The organism is Mesorhizobium kamtschaticum (assembly GCF_056174585.1).
Map to the genome: position 1 here is coordinate 194,550 of NZ_JBWBWI020000003.1, position 16,287 is coordinate 210,836.

A 16,287-nucleotide genomic window follows, 5' to 3' on the forward strand; every position below is an offset into this window, starting at 1 on the left:
GTTCAGCCGCCATTTCACTGGATGGAGATAATTCCGGTGTCGAGCCAGTAGCCGTCGCCCGTCTCGATCGCGAGCGTGTCCAGCTTCAGTTCCATCATGCGCTTCACCGGAGCGCCGTCCGCGTCCTCGGCGTCCTCGATCACGAATTCCTCGCGGGTCGCCTCGCTCGACAGAAGCTCGACTTCGCTCGCCTCGTCCTCGCCCAGCGCCTCGACGTTTCGGGCAATGGTCACGCGGACTGGCTTTCGCATGCCCCTAGCCGAGCGCGAGGCTCCTGCCATCAGCTTGTACAGCGGAGTCGCCACCCATCGTTCGAGCGGCAACTGCCTGAAGCCGATGCGGACCGGGCTGTGATAGTCGAACTGCGCCTCGGCCGCTGCCTCCGCTCTATCGAGATCGATGTCTGAGAAAAGCAGGGTTTCATCAGGCAGCGTCGCGTTGCCTTGGAGCCGCCCGATGTACCGGGCCGTTGACTTCATCCGCAGGTATTTGGAGTAGAGGGTGAAGTTGGTGATCTGCGCCTCGGACAGCGCGCACAGCATCGCTCCGACCACCGCCGTTGTCTTCGGGTCGTCGATGTGCGTGTTGCTGGCGCCCCGGAAGGGATACCAGGTGCCGACGCGATAGTCCTTGATGGGGATGACACAGTCGGGGCGCACCGACATCTTGTTCATGAACAGGTTTATCATGGGCGGCAGGCGCATCGGCCGCCCGGTCAGCAGCACCACGTCGGCGTCCAGGTGGTTGATAGCCTCGGCGATGTTGTCGAACACGCCGTCGAATACCGACAGCACACACTCCTCCACCGCCTGGGGGTCTATCGCGATGTCGCAGTCGGCGATGCTGAATTGCCCGGCTTCCTGCGCTCCCATGTTTTCCTTGAGGTACCCGAGTATGCGCGCGGCGACCGGGATCTCGCCGTCGGACCCCGTCCTGCCATCCGCATCAAAGAAGCTGCCTGCCTTCCGGATTTCCGTCTTGTGGCTTGTCGGCGGCAGGGTCTCGCATTCGGACAGGACGCCGATGGCGATCGGCTGCAGAACCTGAAGCACGAACTGGCGGCGCAGGTGCTTATCCTGCTCGGACATGTTCGGGTTGTCTCCGGCGAAGCGGTCCTTGAGGTAGTTCCGCGCGTTCGGCAGCCCCGCCTGGGCGAGGCCTTCCTCGAGCCTTGGGATAACGAGCCTCTCGATCACCGTCTTCAGCAGGTCGTCGCCGGCGATCCGGAACCCCTCCCTGAAGTTCTGGTCGGGATACAACGCCACGTTGTCCGTCTGGTAGTAGGTCGTCACCATGAGGTCGGCCGTGCCGCCGCCCACGTCGACACTGGCGATGCGCAGGGACCGTTCGGCCTTCAGCTTGGGCTTGGAAGATGGAAGCGTCGACGGCCTTTCCCGGTCCTTGCCGAGCAGGTCGAACAGCGTCCTGATCGAGCCGCCCAGCTTTTGCACGGCTTCTCCGTAGAGATAGACCAGATGGACCGAACTCGCCTCGTCCCACTCGCAGTGGATTTCTGGCCGCTGGCTGTTGATTCCCGTACTGCTGTCGCTCCACCCAGACAGGGACCACAGGAGCTTGACCGCGGCTTCCGCGCGAGAACGCAGGATGCGCTGCTCCTGGACCGGAGTGGCGGTAGGGATTGTCATGATGATCTTGCGAAGTCGGCGCGGAGCGTCCTTGAGCCTTCGTTCGCGACGGGTGCCGGGATTGTTCATCATGGACATCGCCTGCGCGATGATCTCCACGAGCATGAACGTGAAGAAGGACGACCTTGAGAAGCAGAAGCGGCTCGCCGTCTCCAGGTCGCCCTCTTTGACCTTCACTTTGAACTTGCGCCTGTCGGCCTCGATCTGCTGGAGAACGTCGCCGCGGTTGTTCACGAAACGGTACATGGAGCGCTCGATCAGCGGTTCCGTTCCCGAATTGCCATGCGATGTTGAGCGGAACCGCCACTCCTGCAGGACCGGATCGGAACTCCACAGATATCGTTTCGGCGAGGAAAGCCCGGTCGCAGCCTCGGTGCCTTCCGATTCACCGCGCAGGCGCGATGCCTCCGGGCCGATGCGGAGCAGGCTTGGCCAGAAGAACGCCCGGGGACGGCCAGATCGCCTGGCGATGTCCTCCGCTCCGAATTCCGCAGCCACCAGCTCGCACTGGCTTTCGAACGGATCGCGGTAGACAAGCTCGGGCTTCGAGAGATCCCGGAGTTCCAAGACGACGGAGTTGTTGAGGTCAACGTTCACGTCGTCAGGGAACGACTGGATCAGCAACCCGCACGACCGCGAGTTTCCCAGATCAAGCACGAGATCCACGTCCACAGGCTGGACGTTCCTGTTTTCGCTGACGGTGTCGATGAGCGTGACGCGAACCGGACTGATCACACTGGCGAGGAACTGGACGAAGGTGATGTATCGAGCGAGATGTTCGAACTGGTAGGGGAAGTCTTCCGGGCGAAGCTCCTTGCCCTTTCTCTGCTGCTTCTTGAATGAATGCAGAATGTCTTTCAGCCATTCGTCCAGCCACTTCTGCGCGTCAACAGGGCCTTGTCCCGGAACCTCGATCTTGTGGGACAGGAACGAGATGACGTCGGGAAGCCGGCTGACGAACCGGAATGATTCCGTCCGCATTGCGTCTTCCGGACAGGGCGCGAGGTAGGGACGGTTGGGCTTCCGGGCGCAAGCGAGCTGTCGAAGGCGAAAATCGCCCGATGCGTTCCTTTCCGGTCGCCGTGGGCGTTCCTGGTCTCCGTCACCCTTACCCGGACCCAGTCGGTAGGTCCCTGCGCGTATATTTCGTTGCCCAGTTCGTCCTTGCCGGGCTCGATCTTGAAGAACGGCATCGGCACCCAGCGGTCGAGAAAGGTATTGAGCGCCAGCGACTTGTTGATGTCGTATGCCTCATCGTTGCCTTTCGCAGGATAGGGCGGCTGCTCAGAGTCGGGATCGTCATCGCTCCAGTTCGGCAGCAGGCGGACCACGGCCTTTCCGTCCGAACCTGTTTCGGCAGGCGACGTCCGCTCGACGAACGACCTCGACAACCGGGGCGAAGTGTCGAGGTCGAAGCCGAACTCCACGAACTGGATGCCGCTGTCTGGCACCAGTGTGAAGCCGTCGCTGAAATCGGCGAGGTTGGTCAGCATGCGGTCGCCTCTTCGGGCTTGCGTGCGGCAGACGCGGCCGTGATGTGTCGAAACCCATCGCTACCATGAACGCATTTCAGGCCTGGCGTATCAACGTAGCCATGCTTGCTCAAGTCGACAATATTCGCCAGCATCTGTGTTTCCTGCATCCTATCGGATTGCCTCTTCAGGCGATCTCCATATATTCGTATCAAGGTTGGCGCTAACATAGCAGGAGCTACTGCTTGCAATCTGAAGTGCAAACGCCGATTTGAACCGTCGTAAAATTGCAATCCGGTATCGGATCACCCAAATTCCAAACTATAGATTTGCCTATTCCGCCCCCCTTGGGATAATGCGTTACATCGCTTGGACAAACTTTTTCTTCTCCATCAAGCCGAAACCGGAGATCGAACGGGATGCTAATGGTCTTATTTCTAATCTTCGTTGTGTAAGGAATTACAGTAAACTTGTATGTCCCCTGTGGGATATCGTCTCTCCAGACAATGTTCTCGACGGGTTGGGAGCTTACGTGTTCCTCGAGATTCTTGTTTGAATCGACGTCCCTAACACCATCTCCACAAATCCCGGGACCGTTGATGCTCTGGTTGCCGCCGAGCATTCCTCCTGGGCAAGTGGCGCTAAGGTCAAGGTCGTCCAGGGTCTGCCATGATAATGTCACCTGCAGCTTCCCGGTGTGCCCATCCCCTAGTTGTTTGTCCATATCCTTCGACTCCGTCGTCTGAGGCTTCTTGGGCACGCACGAGTTCAGGTGCCGCCGGAGTTGCTCCTCGAGCACCGCCGCCTCCGCCATGAGTTCCTGCGTGCGGAGGCTTGCCTGGTCTACCGTCGGCTGTGGTGCCACCAAGGCGCAGTAGGCGCCGCCGCCCTTTCCGAAAGCCTCGAGGCCGAACGGAAGGCTCACGCCGCAGGCGGGCAGCAGAAGCCAGGCGATGGCTCCGGCCAGCGCAATTGGGATCAGCCACAGGAGGCTTGCTGCCAGCCTGCCCCAGGAGCGGGCGCTTGGCGGGGCCGGAGGGGGCTTGATGTCGTCGATTGTCGGTATTCTATCAGTTTTCCCGGATATCTCTCCCCTGCCGCTCGTCTCCGCGTCGTGCCTTTCGTACCCCCATGCCGTCAGGACGGGCATCCCGTCGCCCCTGCCCGAACCTCCTGAGATCCAGACGTTCTCGTCTCCAGGGAACGTCACCGCGTTGCGCAGCGCCATGGCCGTGGACCTTGCGGTCGTGTCACCGCGGCTGTCGTGAGCGGCGGCGGCGCGAAGGACCGCTTGCACGGAATGTTGGAGACGCGCTTTGTAGACGTCGGCCGTTTCGGCGGGGAGGTCTGTCAATCGGACAAGCGGGTCTTCGCGCTCCGTATACCAGTCGATCCCCGATCCGTCCTTGCGAGGCACTGGCTCTGCCAGTTCCAGTCCGATCCCGTCGGGGAACTCCCGACCGAGGAGCGCCTGCATTCTATGGACCGAACGCTCTGCAGTAGAACCCAACGAGCGCATGAGACTGAGCGTGGTGGTTGCGACGAACTGGCTCATTGGGCGGGCACCGGCTGCCCTGGGGTTATGCCTGCTGTCGGGATGCATGGCTTGTCAGCCGTGGTTGCCGTCACTCCGTTCGACGACAGGAAGCGGATTGCGTCACGAGCACTGAGAGAGAAGTTCAGTTTCTGGGCGTTCTCCCCGTCAAGGATTATGAAGGTGTTCACCCCGACCGCCCGGCCGCAAGCGTCCGAAAGCGGGCCTCCGCTGTTGCCGCGCGAAATGTTTGCGGAATGGGTAATGACCTTCGTCGCACCGTCCTGGGGCATGGCCATCACGTTGCCTTGCGTGACCACCATCTCGAGATTGCTTATTCCGCTTGTGTCCCCATTGAGGATGTCCCGGTAGGTTTTGTCCATGGACATCACGAAGCCAGGAAATCCGCCCGCAACGACGCTGTCCAGCCTCCCAATTCCGGTCGAAAGCTGTAGTGCCGTCACGCCGCTGGGCGCGTCGTCGACACGCAGGAGGGCGAAGTCCGGGTCTCCAGTCGCGCTTGCGGCGGCTTTCGCGATGACATGCGCGGGAACCGCGCGCCCAAGCGCCTTGCTGGCGACGAACACTGTTTCGCCAGCCCCTTCGACGACATGGTTGTTGGTGAGAATGTCCCTTTTGCCTACGAAAAATCCGCTTCCGGTGCTGAGCGAGTTCCCGGTGAGAGGCGCGAGCACCAGGACCGTCGCAGAGTCAAGGGAGGCTAGAAGGGCTTGTGGTGAACCGGGCGGGGGAGGCGGCCCGACTGCCGCCCCGGGCTGTTGGGGGTCCAGTAACTGGGGACCCAGAACTGAAGCGTCCGCATTGCATGCCTCCTTTGCGAGTTCCGCTTTGATTTTGCCGATCCGTGCCTCGAGGCTTCGGTTGACCTCCGCGTTGTCCACCAGAGAAGGCGGCTGCGGCGGCTGGAACGCCTTCGGATAAAGGAGGGTTCCCGGCCATGCCGCGTAGATCAGGCAAGCCGCGAATACGAGCGATATCGCCATGACAGGCCAAAGCGAGATTCGCCTGGGTTTTGTCGGGACCATTGGCTGAGGCCCCTGCTGGGACGAGCTTGCAGGTTTGGGCGACTCGGCGCGCGGCGGGGGAGACAGTTTTGCCGAGCCTGGACCACCTCCGCCTACAGTCCATGCCTGGCCAGGCACTCGTGGCGATATTCCGGACGGAAGGTAGGAGCCTATAGTCCTTTCGCCGTGCCGGACGAATGCAGCAGGGGAGGCGCGGGCTTCCTCCGACAGCATTCCCCAGTTCGTGAGGACAGCGTTTTCCCCGACCGCCACGATCGAGCTTTCGTCGGTGAGGTTGAGCATCGCGGCGACGGTCTCGCCGATCTCACGGTCGGCCAGCGCTGGACGAAGGGCCTCAATCCGTGCCGTCAACGCCGACACGACCCGCGCCCGCATCCCACGGTCCAGCGCGTCCAGCTGCTTCGCATCGTCGTCGAATGCGCCGAACCACGCAACGACCAGGCGGCCACCGTCCTGCTCCTTGACGTTCGGCTCGGCGAACAGACGCGAGGCGCCGTCCCCGCACAGTTCGTCTATGCGGCCGAATGTCGTTTCACAGTCATGCCACAACGACCTCCCAGCAACGGCCAATACGTCAACGGCACGTGCCTGCGTGGTGCGAACGAAGTGGACGTTGCCCCGTCCAGCCATCAGGTCTTCCCCTACCGCACGTGTTGCCTTTTAACGATGCGCGGCATCCCCGGCGGCATCCTTCGACCGAAACAAACTTTGTGTCAACAAGCGCTTAATGGATTTGGCCGCCATGCTTAACCCGATGAGGCTGAAGTCATATTTGCTTTGCGATTAACTCGCTTGGCGAGGGTCTTACAAGCCTCACGTTGCTGCATACCCCATTTGGGTTATCGCGCGGCGAAAGTTGATGAAATATGGTGGCCGTGTGGCTGTCGCTGCCTCAGGCCAGACAGTTGCCGTGGCCTCGCAATGATGGGTTCAGTCAGATAAGTCTCGTGGCGGGATTGCCATGACTCTTCCAGCCTGCTCATTTCCGTCAGTTCCGGCTGGGACTGTTTGAAATTTGATAGAGCCGACGGCCGTTTTGGTTTTCAGGATGGCTCGCTACCGAGGGGGACATATGTTTGCTCATCCGGCTCGCCGTAGAGTCGTTTTCCTCGCGGCCGCAGCGTCCAGTGCATTCCTGGCGTGCGGAGTTTTACCTACGACCGGTCAGGTTACCGCAGAACTTTTTGATTACCCGGAGACAGCTTTGAAGGGGGTGACCTCCGCGCAGATGGTCGTTCCATTGCAAGAGTGCCGTTCGATCTGTTCTTCGCGTTCGGGATGCGTCGCTTTTGAATATCGGTCTGACGCGAGCGCCTGTAAGCTTTTCGCGAAGGTGGAATCCGCCTTCGAAAGTCCAATGACCACAGCAGGAACGAAAGACCTGGTTCCTGGTTACCGCTCTCCATCAAATCCGGCCACGCAACCTGCCGTGTTAACCCCCCAGGCTGAGCCGGCCTTGGAGGCGCCGGATGCCAGCGGTCGCAAGGTGACCTATCACGGGATCCCCGGAGACCCTCGACCGATCGGTTGGGTCTATATCAACGTCTGCAGCGGAGCGCCGGTGAACGCGACCTCCTTGCGCAAATCGGTCAACGATTTCGTTTTCGAGTCATTGCGGCTCATCCCTGGGAGGATCGAGCAGTTTGACAGGATCACGACACCGCAATGCGCGCGGGTACCCAAGGCCATCGGCTATGCGGCCGAAGACACTGAAGAATGGAGAGTCGGGGCGGCCCTGCAGGAAATGGGTCCGATCCTGCGTCCTTTGGGGATTGGGATCCGCGCGGAAGGCAAGTTACGGTCAGGAGATGCCGACCGTTACCGCATCGATATATGGCTCAGCCATCAGTAGGAGTTCGCGGCTTGGGCAGCCTTGACGAAGGACGTCAGCTTTCCCGTCTGATTCCATAGAGCCCGCCTGTCGAGCTCCCGCTTGGGTCAGCCGATCAGCCAAGATAGCGAGGAAGGCAATCGAAAGACCTGCCACGATACGCAGTCCTACGTCGACTTTGCCAAGCGCGATATAGATTTGCTAGCCAAGCTCGCGTGTATCAACAAGGGCTGTAATCGCCAGCATCGACCGGAAATCCAGAACATCTCTCACATTGAAGGCTCCATCATTTTGCAAAGGAAACTGTACACGTCAAAGCAGATGGGTGACGCCTGCGAGATGGTGGTCGCCGCTGAATTGACCCTCGCCGGAGTGCCGGCTCTCAAAGTTCCTGACAACTGGCCTGGCTACGATGTCATCGCTCAGCCACTCGGGTATTCCCCGCAAAGGGTGTCTGTAAAGTCTCGAACGTTCAAACAAGGGCCGTCCTACGTCACTTACTACGACTTCGATCAGTTCGATTGGCTTGCAATCGTTATCCTTCTGCCAGACCTAACAAATGGCAGGGCAATTTACCTGATCCCAAGAGACGTTTCCGACGCCCTCGCGCGCAGGGATAAACCAACCAGCAAGACGGCTGCCGAGCGCTATTTCCGGGTCGATCAAGTTGAGAGTTTGTTTGAAAAATATCGCAACAACTTCGTTCTCAACCCTGTCGGGCGAGACCTTGTGGCAGCGTAGTGCCGTAAGATGAGAAACCTTGGACCAACCCCTCCGATTGCGGAGCGGCAAAGAGGGAGTGTGCCGCCGGCGTGGTGGTGGCACACTTCCGCCTGTTCGGGCATTGAGACCTGTCGCCGAGGACCGGCCCCACGACCGCGCTGGTCGCGTCCTTACAGGTAAGCCCTCATCCGGCTTGGTGCTCCAATATTATCGCCGCTAACGCCGGACAGCCCCGTAGCGCATAGCGCTTGGTCATGCTCGACTATCTCTATCGTTCTCGGCGCGTTTGAGATTGCCACGCCCGTCCGTTATTTTTCGTGCGCCTGAACTCGATCACCCTTGCCGGTTGCTTGCAATGCTCGGCGGTAATCACGGCCTCTATAAGCAGGTCAATGGCCAAGCGAGAATCGCGGCTGACTTGATCATGTCCGCATAAATGGTTGAGGGCCTCGTTGAGGTGGACGTGCGCTGCGGCGAAATCGCTGTTCAATTAATTCTCCGATCAAGTAACCCAACCTACGTCGGATATGGCCGCCCGCCTCTCAATGGCTTGGAAATATCCACAACCGCTTTTGATTCAAATCGGAAGGATCCAAGTCGGCGGCGCCAGAACAGCCGCAAGCAAGAGACCATTTGGGCGAGCGCGAAGGCCGGCGCCACATCATAGGCGACATTACTGGCATTGCCGCGAAGCCGTTGGGTCAGGAGTTACGCAGTTAAGTCGCAGGACAGGCACTTTGGAGGCGATGGTCTGGTTTTTTCTCGGATGCCAACGGTGACGAGGTGAGGCAACGGACTCCACCGGTAACATTTTTCTTGAGGCAATGCGGTCTGCTTTCATCTTGATAGCAGACGATGCCACTCCGCGAACTCATCGGAATTTCCGACAGGGCCATGGCAGGCGGCGGTTCCGGGGCAGCATCGTCGGATCTGTCCTTCAGGAAGTCCCAAGGCGGAGAACTGTTTTCGATCTCCTCGATTACAGATCCAGTGATCCAGTGGCGAATGATGCAGCAAGATCGACAGCTTTGCGGCGGCGTGCGATCCGGATTGCCGACGAAAGAGCTTGGGCAGTTGTCCCGCAGCGGAGGTGCTTGGCCTTGCGGTTGGCGTACCAACGATACCCGGCGCCGCCGATCAGCAGCACGGCGCTGATGACGGCCAGGACCAAGACGACCTTCATGATGAACTCGCTGCCGCAAGACATCGGGGAAAGCTGGTTTTGCAGATCCTGCAGCATGCCCGAGACGCCGAGGCCGCCAGCGCCGGCACCGATAGCGCCGTCGGCTAGCGCGGTAGACCGTGCCGCATTCGCGTCCTCAACGAAGGCCTTTGCCTACTGAGGGGACAGCATCCGCCATCCCAGCGGAGAACCGCCTTCGCGATCAGAATTGTCTCACGTCGTGATACATTTCCCTTGCGCCTCATGTTGTATCATGGCATGATGCACTTATTGGGGGACGACGATGATCCGCTCTTACAAAAATGGCCTGACGGAGATCGTCGCTTCCGGGAAATGCCCGAAGGGATTTCCGGCCGATATCCACAAGCGTGCGCTCAACAAGCTGACGCTGCTCGAATATGCGACCAGTCTGGAAGATTTGATGTCCCCTCCGGGGAACAAGTTGGAGCAGCTTTCTGGCGACCGCGAAGGTCAGCACTCGATCCGCATCAACGACAAATGGCGCATCTGCTTCGTATGGACGGACGGCGGTCCCGAGATGGTTGAAATTGTCGACTACCACTGAGAGGATAGACCAATGACCAGCATTCTGCCTCCGATTCACCCCGGCGAGATCCTTCATGAGGAGTATCTCATCCCCCTCAAGATGAGCGCTGGTGCCTTGGCGAAAGCTTTGAACGTGCCTCGCACCCGCATCGAGCGCCTGGTAACCGGGGCAACGCCAGTGACCACAGATACGGCTCTTCGGCTGGCCAAGTTCTTCAAGACTTCTCCGGAACTCTGGATGAACATGCAGGCCGGATACGACCTGAAGATCGAAGCCGAGGAAAAGAAGGAAATCCTTGCCCAGATCCCGGTCTTGGAATATGAGCACGCCGCCTGATAGAACGCCGCCCATCTTTCGTTACGAAAACCCTCGTTGACGAGGATGGAGCCAGCGTTGTGGCTTTCTCCCCGGGCGAGATGCCCGCCTCATCGATTACGTGTATCCGATTGGCGGCGCATGGCTCTTCCGTCAATTGGCGGATGTGCGATCTCCCGCCAGCAGTGCGTCAAAGACTTCCTCCGCAAGAGAGCCGAGCGTCAATCCGAAACCCGGAATGACACTCGGCTGCCTGAATCGCCACCCCGCCTGCGCGGGTGCTGTGGTCATATCGTCCTGATCTTCTAGCTCACTGGGCCGGCTTGTAGATCTGGTCGAATATACCACCGTCGCCGAAATGATAAGGCTGTGCCTTCTTCCAGCCGCCGAAAAGCGGATCGTCGATGGAGATCAGCTTGATATCAGGTGTCTTGGGAAGATCCGCCGGCGCCACCAGTTCGGGCTTGGCTGGACGATAGTGGTTCTTGGCGATGATCGTCTGCCCTTCCTTGGAATAGAGCCAGCCCAGATAGGCTTCGGCGACCTTGCGCGTGCCCTTGGCGTCGACATTGGCGTCGACAATCGCCACCGGCGGCTCCGCCAGGATCGATGTCGGCGGGTAGACGATCTCGAAATTGTCGGCGCCGAATTCGTTGAGTGCCAGATAGGCATCGTTTTCCCAGCCGATCAGCACGTCGCCGATGCCCTTTTGCGCGAAGGTCACAGTCGAGCCGCGCGCACCGGTGTCGAGCACGGGGGCATTGGCGTAGAGCTTGCCGACGAACTCCTTGGTCTTGGCCTCGTCGCCGCCATCATTGGCATTGGCGTAGGCCCAGGCCGCGAGATAGTTCCAGCGCGCGCCGCCGGAGGTCTTCGGATTCGGCGTGATCATCTGGACGCCATCCTTGATCAGGTCGTTCCAGTCGTGAATGCCCTTCGGGTTGCCCTTGCGAACCAGGAAGATGATGGTCGAGGTGTAGGGGGCCGAATTGTTTTCGAATTTGGTGCGCCAGTCGGGATTGATCTTCTTCGATTTCGAGACGATGGCGTTGATGTCGCCTTCGAGCGCCAGCGTCACCACATCGGCGTCGAGACCGTCGATCACGGCGCGGGCCTGGGCGCCCGATCCGCCATGCGACTGTTGGATGGTCACCGTCTCGCCGGTCTCGGCCTTCCAGTGAGCGGCGAAGGCTCCGTCATAGGCCTTGTAGAGCTCGCGTGTCGGATCGTAGGACACGTTGAGGATGGTGCTGTCGGCCAACGCGAAACCGAGCGTACCGAACTGGACAGATGTGGCGACCAGTGCGCCGAGCAGTTTCTTGAAATAAGGTTTGGTCATTCCCGCCTCCGTTGATAACGGCCGAACTCTAGCGAATTTATAGAATTAAGATGCATTCAATGTTGCCTTTTTTGCCCTTCGGAAGCAAATGTTCGCCGATCTTTGTCCTCATGAGGAAATATTTTCCTCGCGCCGCGTAGCGCGGATTCCGCGCCCGGGAAGCGCGCCGCCGTCAGCCTTGCCGGCCCGACCGCGTCGAGCACGCGGATCGCCGGGACGTTCAGAGACAGTTGCGGCGGCGCCCTGATGCTGACGTCGCCCTGATATCCCATGTCGAAATTCTTCGGCCAGTAGCCGGAAAAATCAGCCGGGCTGTCTTCGACAATGGTTTCATGTGCGACCAATCCCTGTTCGAATGCCGGTCCATAAATAAACGGCTTCAGCGTCGAGCCGGGCGAGCGGATCATCTTGGTCATGTCGATCCAGCCTGAGCGGCTGTGGATGCCGTCGCGGATGCGGTGACGAAATATGAGTTGGCCGGAGGAGGTAGTTCCGCTTAGAGGGCTATCTGCGCGCCACCGTTCATCGTGTGGTGACGCCGCCTGCCGACGTCGAGCGGATTTCGGTTCCCTTCTTCTTCAGCGCACGGTCGATGCGACCGTACCGCTGCTGAGCCTGCCGGAAGGACTGGCGGCTGAGGCACGCGGACCGGACAACCCGTTGTTTCGATGTCTGCACCAATGTCCTGAAAAGCCGACTGCGTTCACACCCCGACGTGGCATGCCGCTACTATGCCGATCTTTCTCGAGTCCGGAGCAGCGCGCCAGGCGAGGCTTACGGCAATACGGAGCACGAATTTTGCCGTTTCGCGCTTTCTTTGGAATGTCATTCGTCGCCAAGGAGTCGAAATAAGATCAAACAGACAAAATCGTCCGGCGGTTTCCTCCCATTGCGCCGGACGGTGTTCCCCTCTGAAGGTTTTGACCCTTCTTTTGGCCGGGCCGTATTCGAGCCCGGCCTTTTTTGTTGAGGGGCTTCTTGTTCAGCGCTGTCTGGAACGCGTTTTCCCTGAGGTCAATCATTCGGAAACAAGACGGTTCGCATTCGCCGCCGATGGGTGTTTTCGCAGCAATCTGCTTTCCGGATGGGCAAAAAATTGGATTGCCGTTCCTTAGTCTACAAAAATTATGGAGTTAACTTCGAGACGGTCGAACAGGGCGGGGGACCTGCTGCTAATCGGCTGACAACAACCAATCTCAGGAGTGACTGACATGACGACAACAACGCGGCCCGCGGCCCGCTGGAAGGCGGCGCTGGCAACAACGTTGGTGGTGGCGGCAGGATTGTTTGCGACCGCGACCCAGGCCGGGCCGACGCTCGACAAGATCAAGCAGCGCGGCTCCATCAAGGTCGGCGTCGGCACCACCCCAGGCTTCTTCTCGCCGGACAGCAACGGTCGCTGGCAAGGTTTCTTCGTCGACTACGGTCGCGCCCTGTCGATCACCGTTTTCGGCGATCCGGACAAGGTGGAGTTCACCAATTCCTCGCCGCAGCAGCGCCTGCCTGCGCCCCAGGCCGGTGAATTCGACGTGCTCTTGTCGGGCGTGACGGTGACGATCACGCGTGCCTTCCAGCTCGGTTTCCATTTCGGCCCGACGGTTTTCTATGACGGGCAGGGCATCCTGGTCCGCAAGGATCTCGGCGTGACCAAGGCGGCCGACCTCGACGGCGCTACGATTGGCGTTCAGAGCGGCACCACCGGCGAATTGAACATCGCCGACTTCTTCCGCAAGACTGGCAAGAAATTCACGCCCGTAACGATCGAGGACACCGGCGAATTCACCAATGCGCTGGAAACGTCACGCGTCGATGCCATCACGCAGGATTCGTCCGACCTTGTCGGCAAGCGCACGCAGCTGAAGAAGCCCGACGACTACATCATCCTGCCCGAGCGGCTGTCGAAGGAACCGCTCGCACCGGCGATCGCCGGCGGCGACGACCGCTGGCTGGAAATCGTCAACTGGACGGTCAACGCAACCATCCAGGCCGAGGAATGGGGCATCACCAGCAAAAATGTCGACGAGTTCCTGAAGTCGCCAGACCCGGCCGTCCAGCGTTTCCTCGGCGTCGACCCGTCGCTCGCGCAGGCGATCGGCCTCGATCCGAAATGGGCCTACAACATCATCAAGACCGTCGGCAATTACGGCGAGATTTATGACCGCAACCTGAAGCCGCTCGGCTGGGAGCGCGGCTATAACAATCTGTGGACCAATGGCGGTCTGCTCTATTCGCCGCCGTTCCGCTAAGCCCTTCAACCCATGTCATTGACTGACGAAACCGTGCCGGGTCCAAATGGACCCGGCATTTTGCGCAAAGTGTCCCTGTGGTGGGGCAACTGGCCGCTGACGCAGGTCGCCGTGATCGCGGCGGTTATCGCCCTGTTTTGGCTGCTCGGCTACAACACGGCAGAGACGATGGCGCACATCGGCATCACACCGGGCTTCGACTTCCTCAGCCGGCCAGCGAATTTCGAGATCGGCGAGGCGCCGATCGCCTTCAAGGCGGGCGATCCCTATGCCCGCGCGATCCTGGCCGGCTTGCTGAACACGCTGAGGGCGGCGGCACTTGGTTGCGTGCTGGCGACCATCCTTGGCGTCGTTGTCGGCGTTGCCGGCCTCTCCGGCAATCTTTTGCTGGGGGGCTGGTGCGCTGGTATGTCGAGATCGTCCGCAACACGCCGCTTCTGCTGCAGCTGTTCTTCTGGATTTCGCTGGCAAAATCGTTTCCGTCGCCACGCCAGGCGCTTTCGGCCTTCGGCAGCTTCTTCCTCACCAACCGGGGCGTGTTCGTGCCGGGGCTCGGCTTTCACAATGTGTCTGCATTGACGCTCTGGCTGCTTGGCGGCCTCGTCATGGCCTATCTGGTTTTCCTTGGATGGTCCCGACGCAAGGACAACCTGTCTGCTAGGAGGCTGGGGCTGGCAACCGCCGTGCTGCTGGGTGGTATCGTGCTTGCCTTTCCGTTGACCGGTGCCGGCGCCACCTGGGAGATACCGGCATTGGCCGGCTTCAACATCCGCGGCGGCTACAATTTGACACCGGAATTCGCGGCACTGCTGACCGGACTGGTGGTAAAATTCTCGGCCGCCATCGCCGAGATCGTGCGGGCCGGCATCCAGTCTGTCGACCGTGGTCAGTGGGAGGCGTCAAGAGCGCTCGGCCTGCACAACGGTCAGATCATGCGCCTGGTCGTGCTGCCACAGGCGTTGCGTGTCATCACGCCGCTGACGACGTCCAGCTATCTGGACCTGACCAAGGATTCCAGCCTTGCGGTTGCCATCGGCTACCCCGACCTTGTCAGCATCATCAACACCACGGCCAACACGACCGGGCAGTCGCTGGAAGCGCTGACGCTGCTGATAGCCATCTATCTGGCGATCAACCTGTCCGTCTCGGCGGCCATGAACGTCTACAACAGGCGTGTCGCTCTCAGGGGAACTGCAAGGACATGACCATTTCCGAGGCTCTTGATGCACGAACATGGCGATCGTCGGCAACGCTGGAAACGTTGAAGATCGGGCTTTTTGGCACGCCGCTGAATTCGGTAATCACCGTGGCCACAGTGGCGTTGCTGGGCTGGATCATACCGCCACTGCTGCGCTGGGGCATCCTCGACGCGACATGGACGGGAACGTCGGCCGATTGCGCTGCGGCTTCCGGCGCATGCTGGGCGTTCGTGGGGGCAAAATTCCGCTTCATCCTGTTCGCCTTCTATCCGCCGGCACTGCAGTGGCGCCCACTGGTGGTCATGGCGCTGTTGTTGGGCCTCCTCGTGATCACCGCGCAGCCGCGATTCTGGCGCAGGAGACTGCTCTTCGCCTGGCTTGTCGTCATCGCCGCCAGCTGGATGCTGATGTCCGGCACGCTGACGCCTCCCGCCGTCCCGTCGAACCAGTGGGGCGGACTGGCGGTGACGCTGTTTGTGTGGTCGGTGTGCTTTGGCCTTGCGACGCCGCTGGCGATCCTGCTGGCATTGGCGCGGCGCTCCAGCATGGGTGGCCTGCGCACGCTGGCGATCGTCTTCATCGAACTGATGCGCGGCACGCCAATGGTCGCCATCCTCTATGTGGCGATGCTCATCCTGCCGATGGCCATTCCCAATGGCCAGTTGATCGACAAGAACGTACGCGCCATGATCATGATCACGCTGTTCTGGTCGGCCTATGTCGCCGAAGTCGTTCGCGCCGGCCTCCAGGCAATTCCCGCGGGCCAGAGCGAAGCCGCGACAGCGCTTGGCCTCGGCTACTGGCGGACAATGCAGCTCGTTGTCCTGCCGCAGGCGCTGCGCCTCGTCATTCCCGGCATGGTCAATCTGGCGATCGGCTTCCTGCTGGCGACATCGCTGCTCGCCGTCATCGGCATTTTCGACCTGCTCAATGCGGCCCGCTCCTCGGCGACCGATCCGCAGTGGCTCGGTTACTACGACGAGGCCTATCTGTTCGCCGCGCTGATCTATTTCGTGCTTTGCTTCGGTGGATCGCGTTACAGCCTGTGGCTGGAGAAATATCTGCACCGGTCGGAGCGTCACTGAGCCCGCAAATCCTGAACCGAGTTTCCGGCTGAGGAGCGAGGGGGATCATGGGAACGAGCAAGGTGGCCGCTCTCTCTTCTCGCAGTGCGTCGGGACGGTGCCGTCGGAGCTCATCTGGGAG

General features: G+C 60.3%; 11 protein-coding genes and 4 pseudogenes. 8 read left to right on the forward strand and 7 right to left on the reverse strand.

All coding sequences use genetic code 11. From position 1 onward, the window contains the following. Positions 1–14: 14 nt before the first annotated feature. The 3 genes and pseudogenes from AC0V7N_RS40045 to AC0V7N_RS40055 form a co-directional block, all read right to left on the reverse strand. Positions 15–3,139: pseudogene (locus AC0V7N_RS40045) on the reverse strand (virulence factor SrfB). A gap of 217 nt (positions 3,140–3,356) precedes the next feature. Continuing rightward, positions 3,357–4,673, reverse strand: coding sequence for a hypothetical protein (locus AC0V7N_RS40050; protein ID WP_496628459.1), 1,317 nt, complete (start codon positions 4,671–4,673; stop codon positions 3,357–3,359). After that, the gene (locus AC0V7N_RS40055) at positions 4,670–6,328 is read right to left on the reverse strand and encodes a trypsin-like peptidase domain-containing protein (RefSeq protein ID WP_496628460.1); all 1,659 of its coding nucleotides are present in this window, start codon (positions 6,326–6,328) and stop codon (positions 4,670–4,672) included. Before AC0V7N_RS40055 ends, AC0V7N_RS40050 begins: the two co-directional genes overlap by 4 nt. Positions 6,329–6,911: 583 nt before the next feature. On the opposite strand from AC0V7N_RS40055, the gene AC0V7N_RS40060 reads away from it, so the two are divergent. Then, positions 6,912–7,550: a PAN domain-containing protein gene (locus AC0V7N_RS40060; RefSeq protein ID WP_496628724.1), complete on the forward strand. Its 639-nt coding sequence runs from the start codon at positions 6,912–6,914 to the stop codon at positions 7,548–7,550. An 81-nt stretch (positions 7,551–7,631) separates the two neighbouring features. Further along, positions 7,632–8,270, forward strand: a complete 639-nt coding sequence (locus AC0V7N_RS40065) for a hypothetical protein (protein ID WP_496628461.1) — start codon at positions 7,632–7,634, stop codon at positions 8,268–8,270. Positions 8,271–8,520: 250 nt separating this feature from the next. On the opposite strand, the gene AC0V7N_RS40070 is transcribed toward AC0V7N_RS40065, so the two are convergent. Continuing rightward, on the reverse strand, positions 8,521–8,742 hold the full coding sequence (locus AC0V7N_RS40070) for a hypothetical protein (RefSeq protein WP_496628462.1): 222 nt from the start codon (positions 8,740–8,742) through the stop codon (positions 8,521–8,523). Positions 8,743–9,231: 489 nt separating this feature from the next. Further along, a complete protein-coding gene (locus AC0V7N_RS40075; protein WP_496628463.1) occupies positions 9,232–9,492 on the reverse strand; it encodes a hypothetical protein in 261 nt (86 codons plus the stop codon). Between the two features lie 226 nt (positions 9,493–9,718). Here AC0V7N_RS40075 and AC0V7N_RS40080 point away from each other — a divergent pair, with 226 nt between their 5' ends. Together AC0V7N_RS40080 and AC0V7N_RS40085 are read left to right on the forward strand one after the other, a co-directional pair. Next, a complete protein-coding gene (locus AC0V7N_RS40080) occupies positions 9,719–10,000 on the forward strand; it encodes a type II toxin-antitoxin system RelE/ParE family toxin (protein ID WP_496628464.1) in 282 nt (93 codons plus the stop codon). A 12-nt stretch (positions 10,001–10,012) separates the two neighbouring features. After that, positions 10,013–10,318: a HigA family addiction module antitoxin gene (locus tag AC0V7N_RS40085; RefSeq protein ID WP_496628465.1), complete on the forward strand. Its 306-nt coding sequence runs from the start codon at positions 10,013–10,015 to the stop codon at positions 10,316–10,318. Positions 10,319–10,607: 289 nt separating this feature from the next. On the opposite strand, the gene AC0V7N_RS40090 is transcribed toward AC0V7N_RS40085, so the two are convergent. After that, positions 10,608–11,636, reverse strand: coding sequence for a sulfate ABC transporter substrate-binding protein (locus AC0V7N_RS40090; RefSeq protein ID WP_496628466.1), 1,029 nt, complete (start codon positions 11,634–11,636; stop codon positions 10,608–10,610). A 167-nt stretch (positions 11,637–11,803) separates the two neighbouring features. Continuing rightward, positions 11,804–12,073 (reverse strand): annotated as a pseudogene (locus AC0V7N_RS40095) (penicillin-binding transpeptidase domain-containing protein); the annotation flags it as partial. 65 nt (positions 12,074–12,138) lie between these two features. Between AC0V7N_RS40095 and AC0V7N_RS40100 the strand changes: the two are divergent. The 4 genes and pseudogenes from AC0V7N_RS40100 to AC0V7N_RS40115 all read left to right on the forward strand — a co-directional run. Then, a pseudogene (locus AC0V7N_RS40100) lies at positions 12,139–12,384 on the forward strand (isopenicillin N synthase family oxygenase); the annotation flags it as partial. A gap of 463 nt (positions 12,385–12,847) precedes the next feature. Then, on the forward strand, positions 12,848–13,882 hold the full coding sequence (locus AC0V7N_RS40105) for a transporter substrate-binding domain-containing protein (protein ID WP_496628467.1): 1,035 nt from the start codon (positions 12,848–12,850) through the stop codon (positions 13,880–13,882). Positions 13,883–14,110: 228 nt separating this feature from the next. Next, positions 14,111–15,087, forward strand: a pseudogene (locus tag AC0V7N_RS40110) (amino acid ABC transporter permease). Then, positions 15,084–16,166 (forward strand): ABC transporter permease subunit, encoded by a 1,083-nt coding sequence (locus AC0V7N_RS40115; protein WP_496628468.1) that lies wholly within the window; start codon positions 15,084–15,086, stop codon positions 16,164–16,166. The pseudogene AC0V7N_RS40110 and the gene AC0V7N_RS40115 overlap by 4 nt, the downstream one beginning before the upstream one ends. Positions 16,167–16,287: the final 121 nt, after the last annotated feature.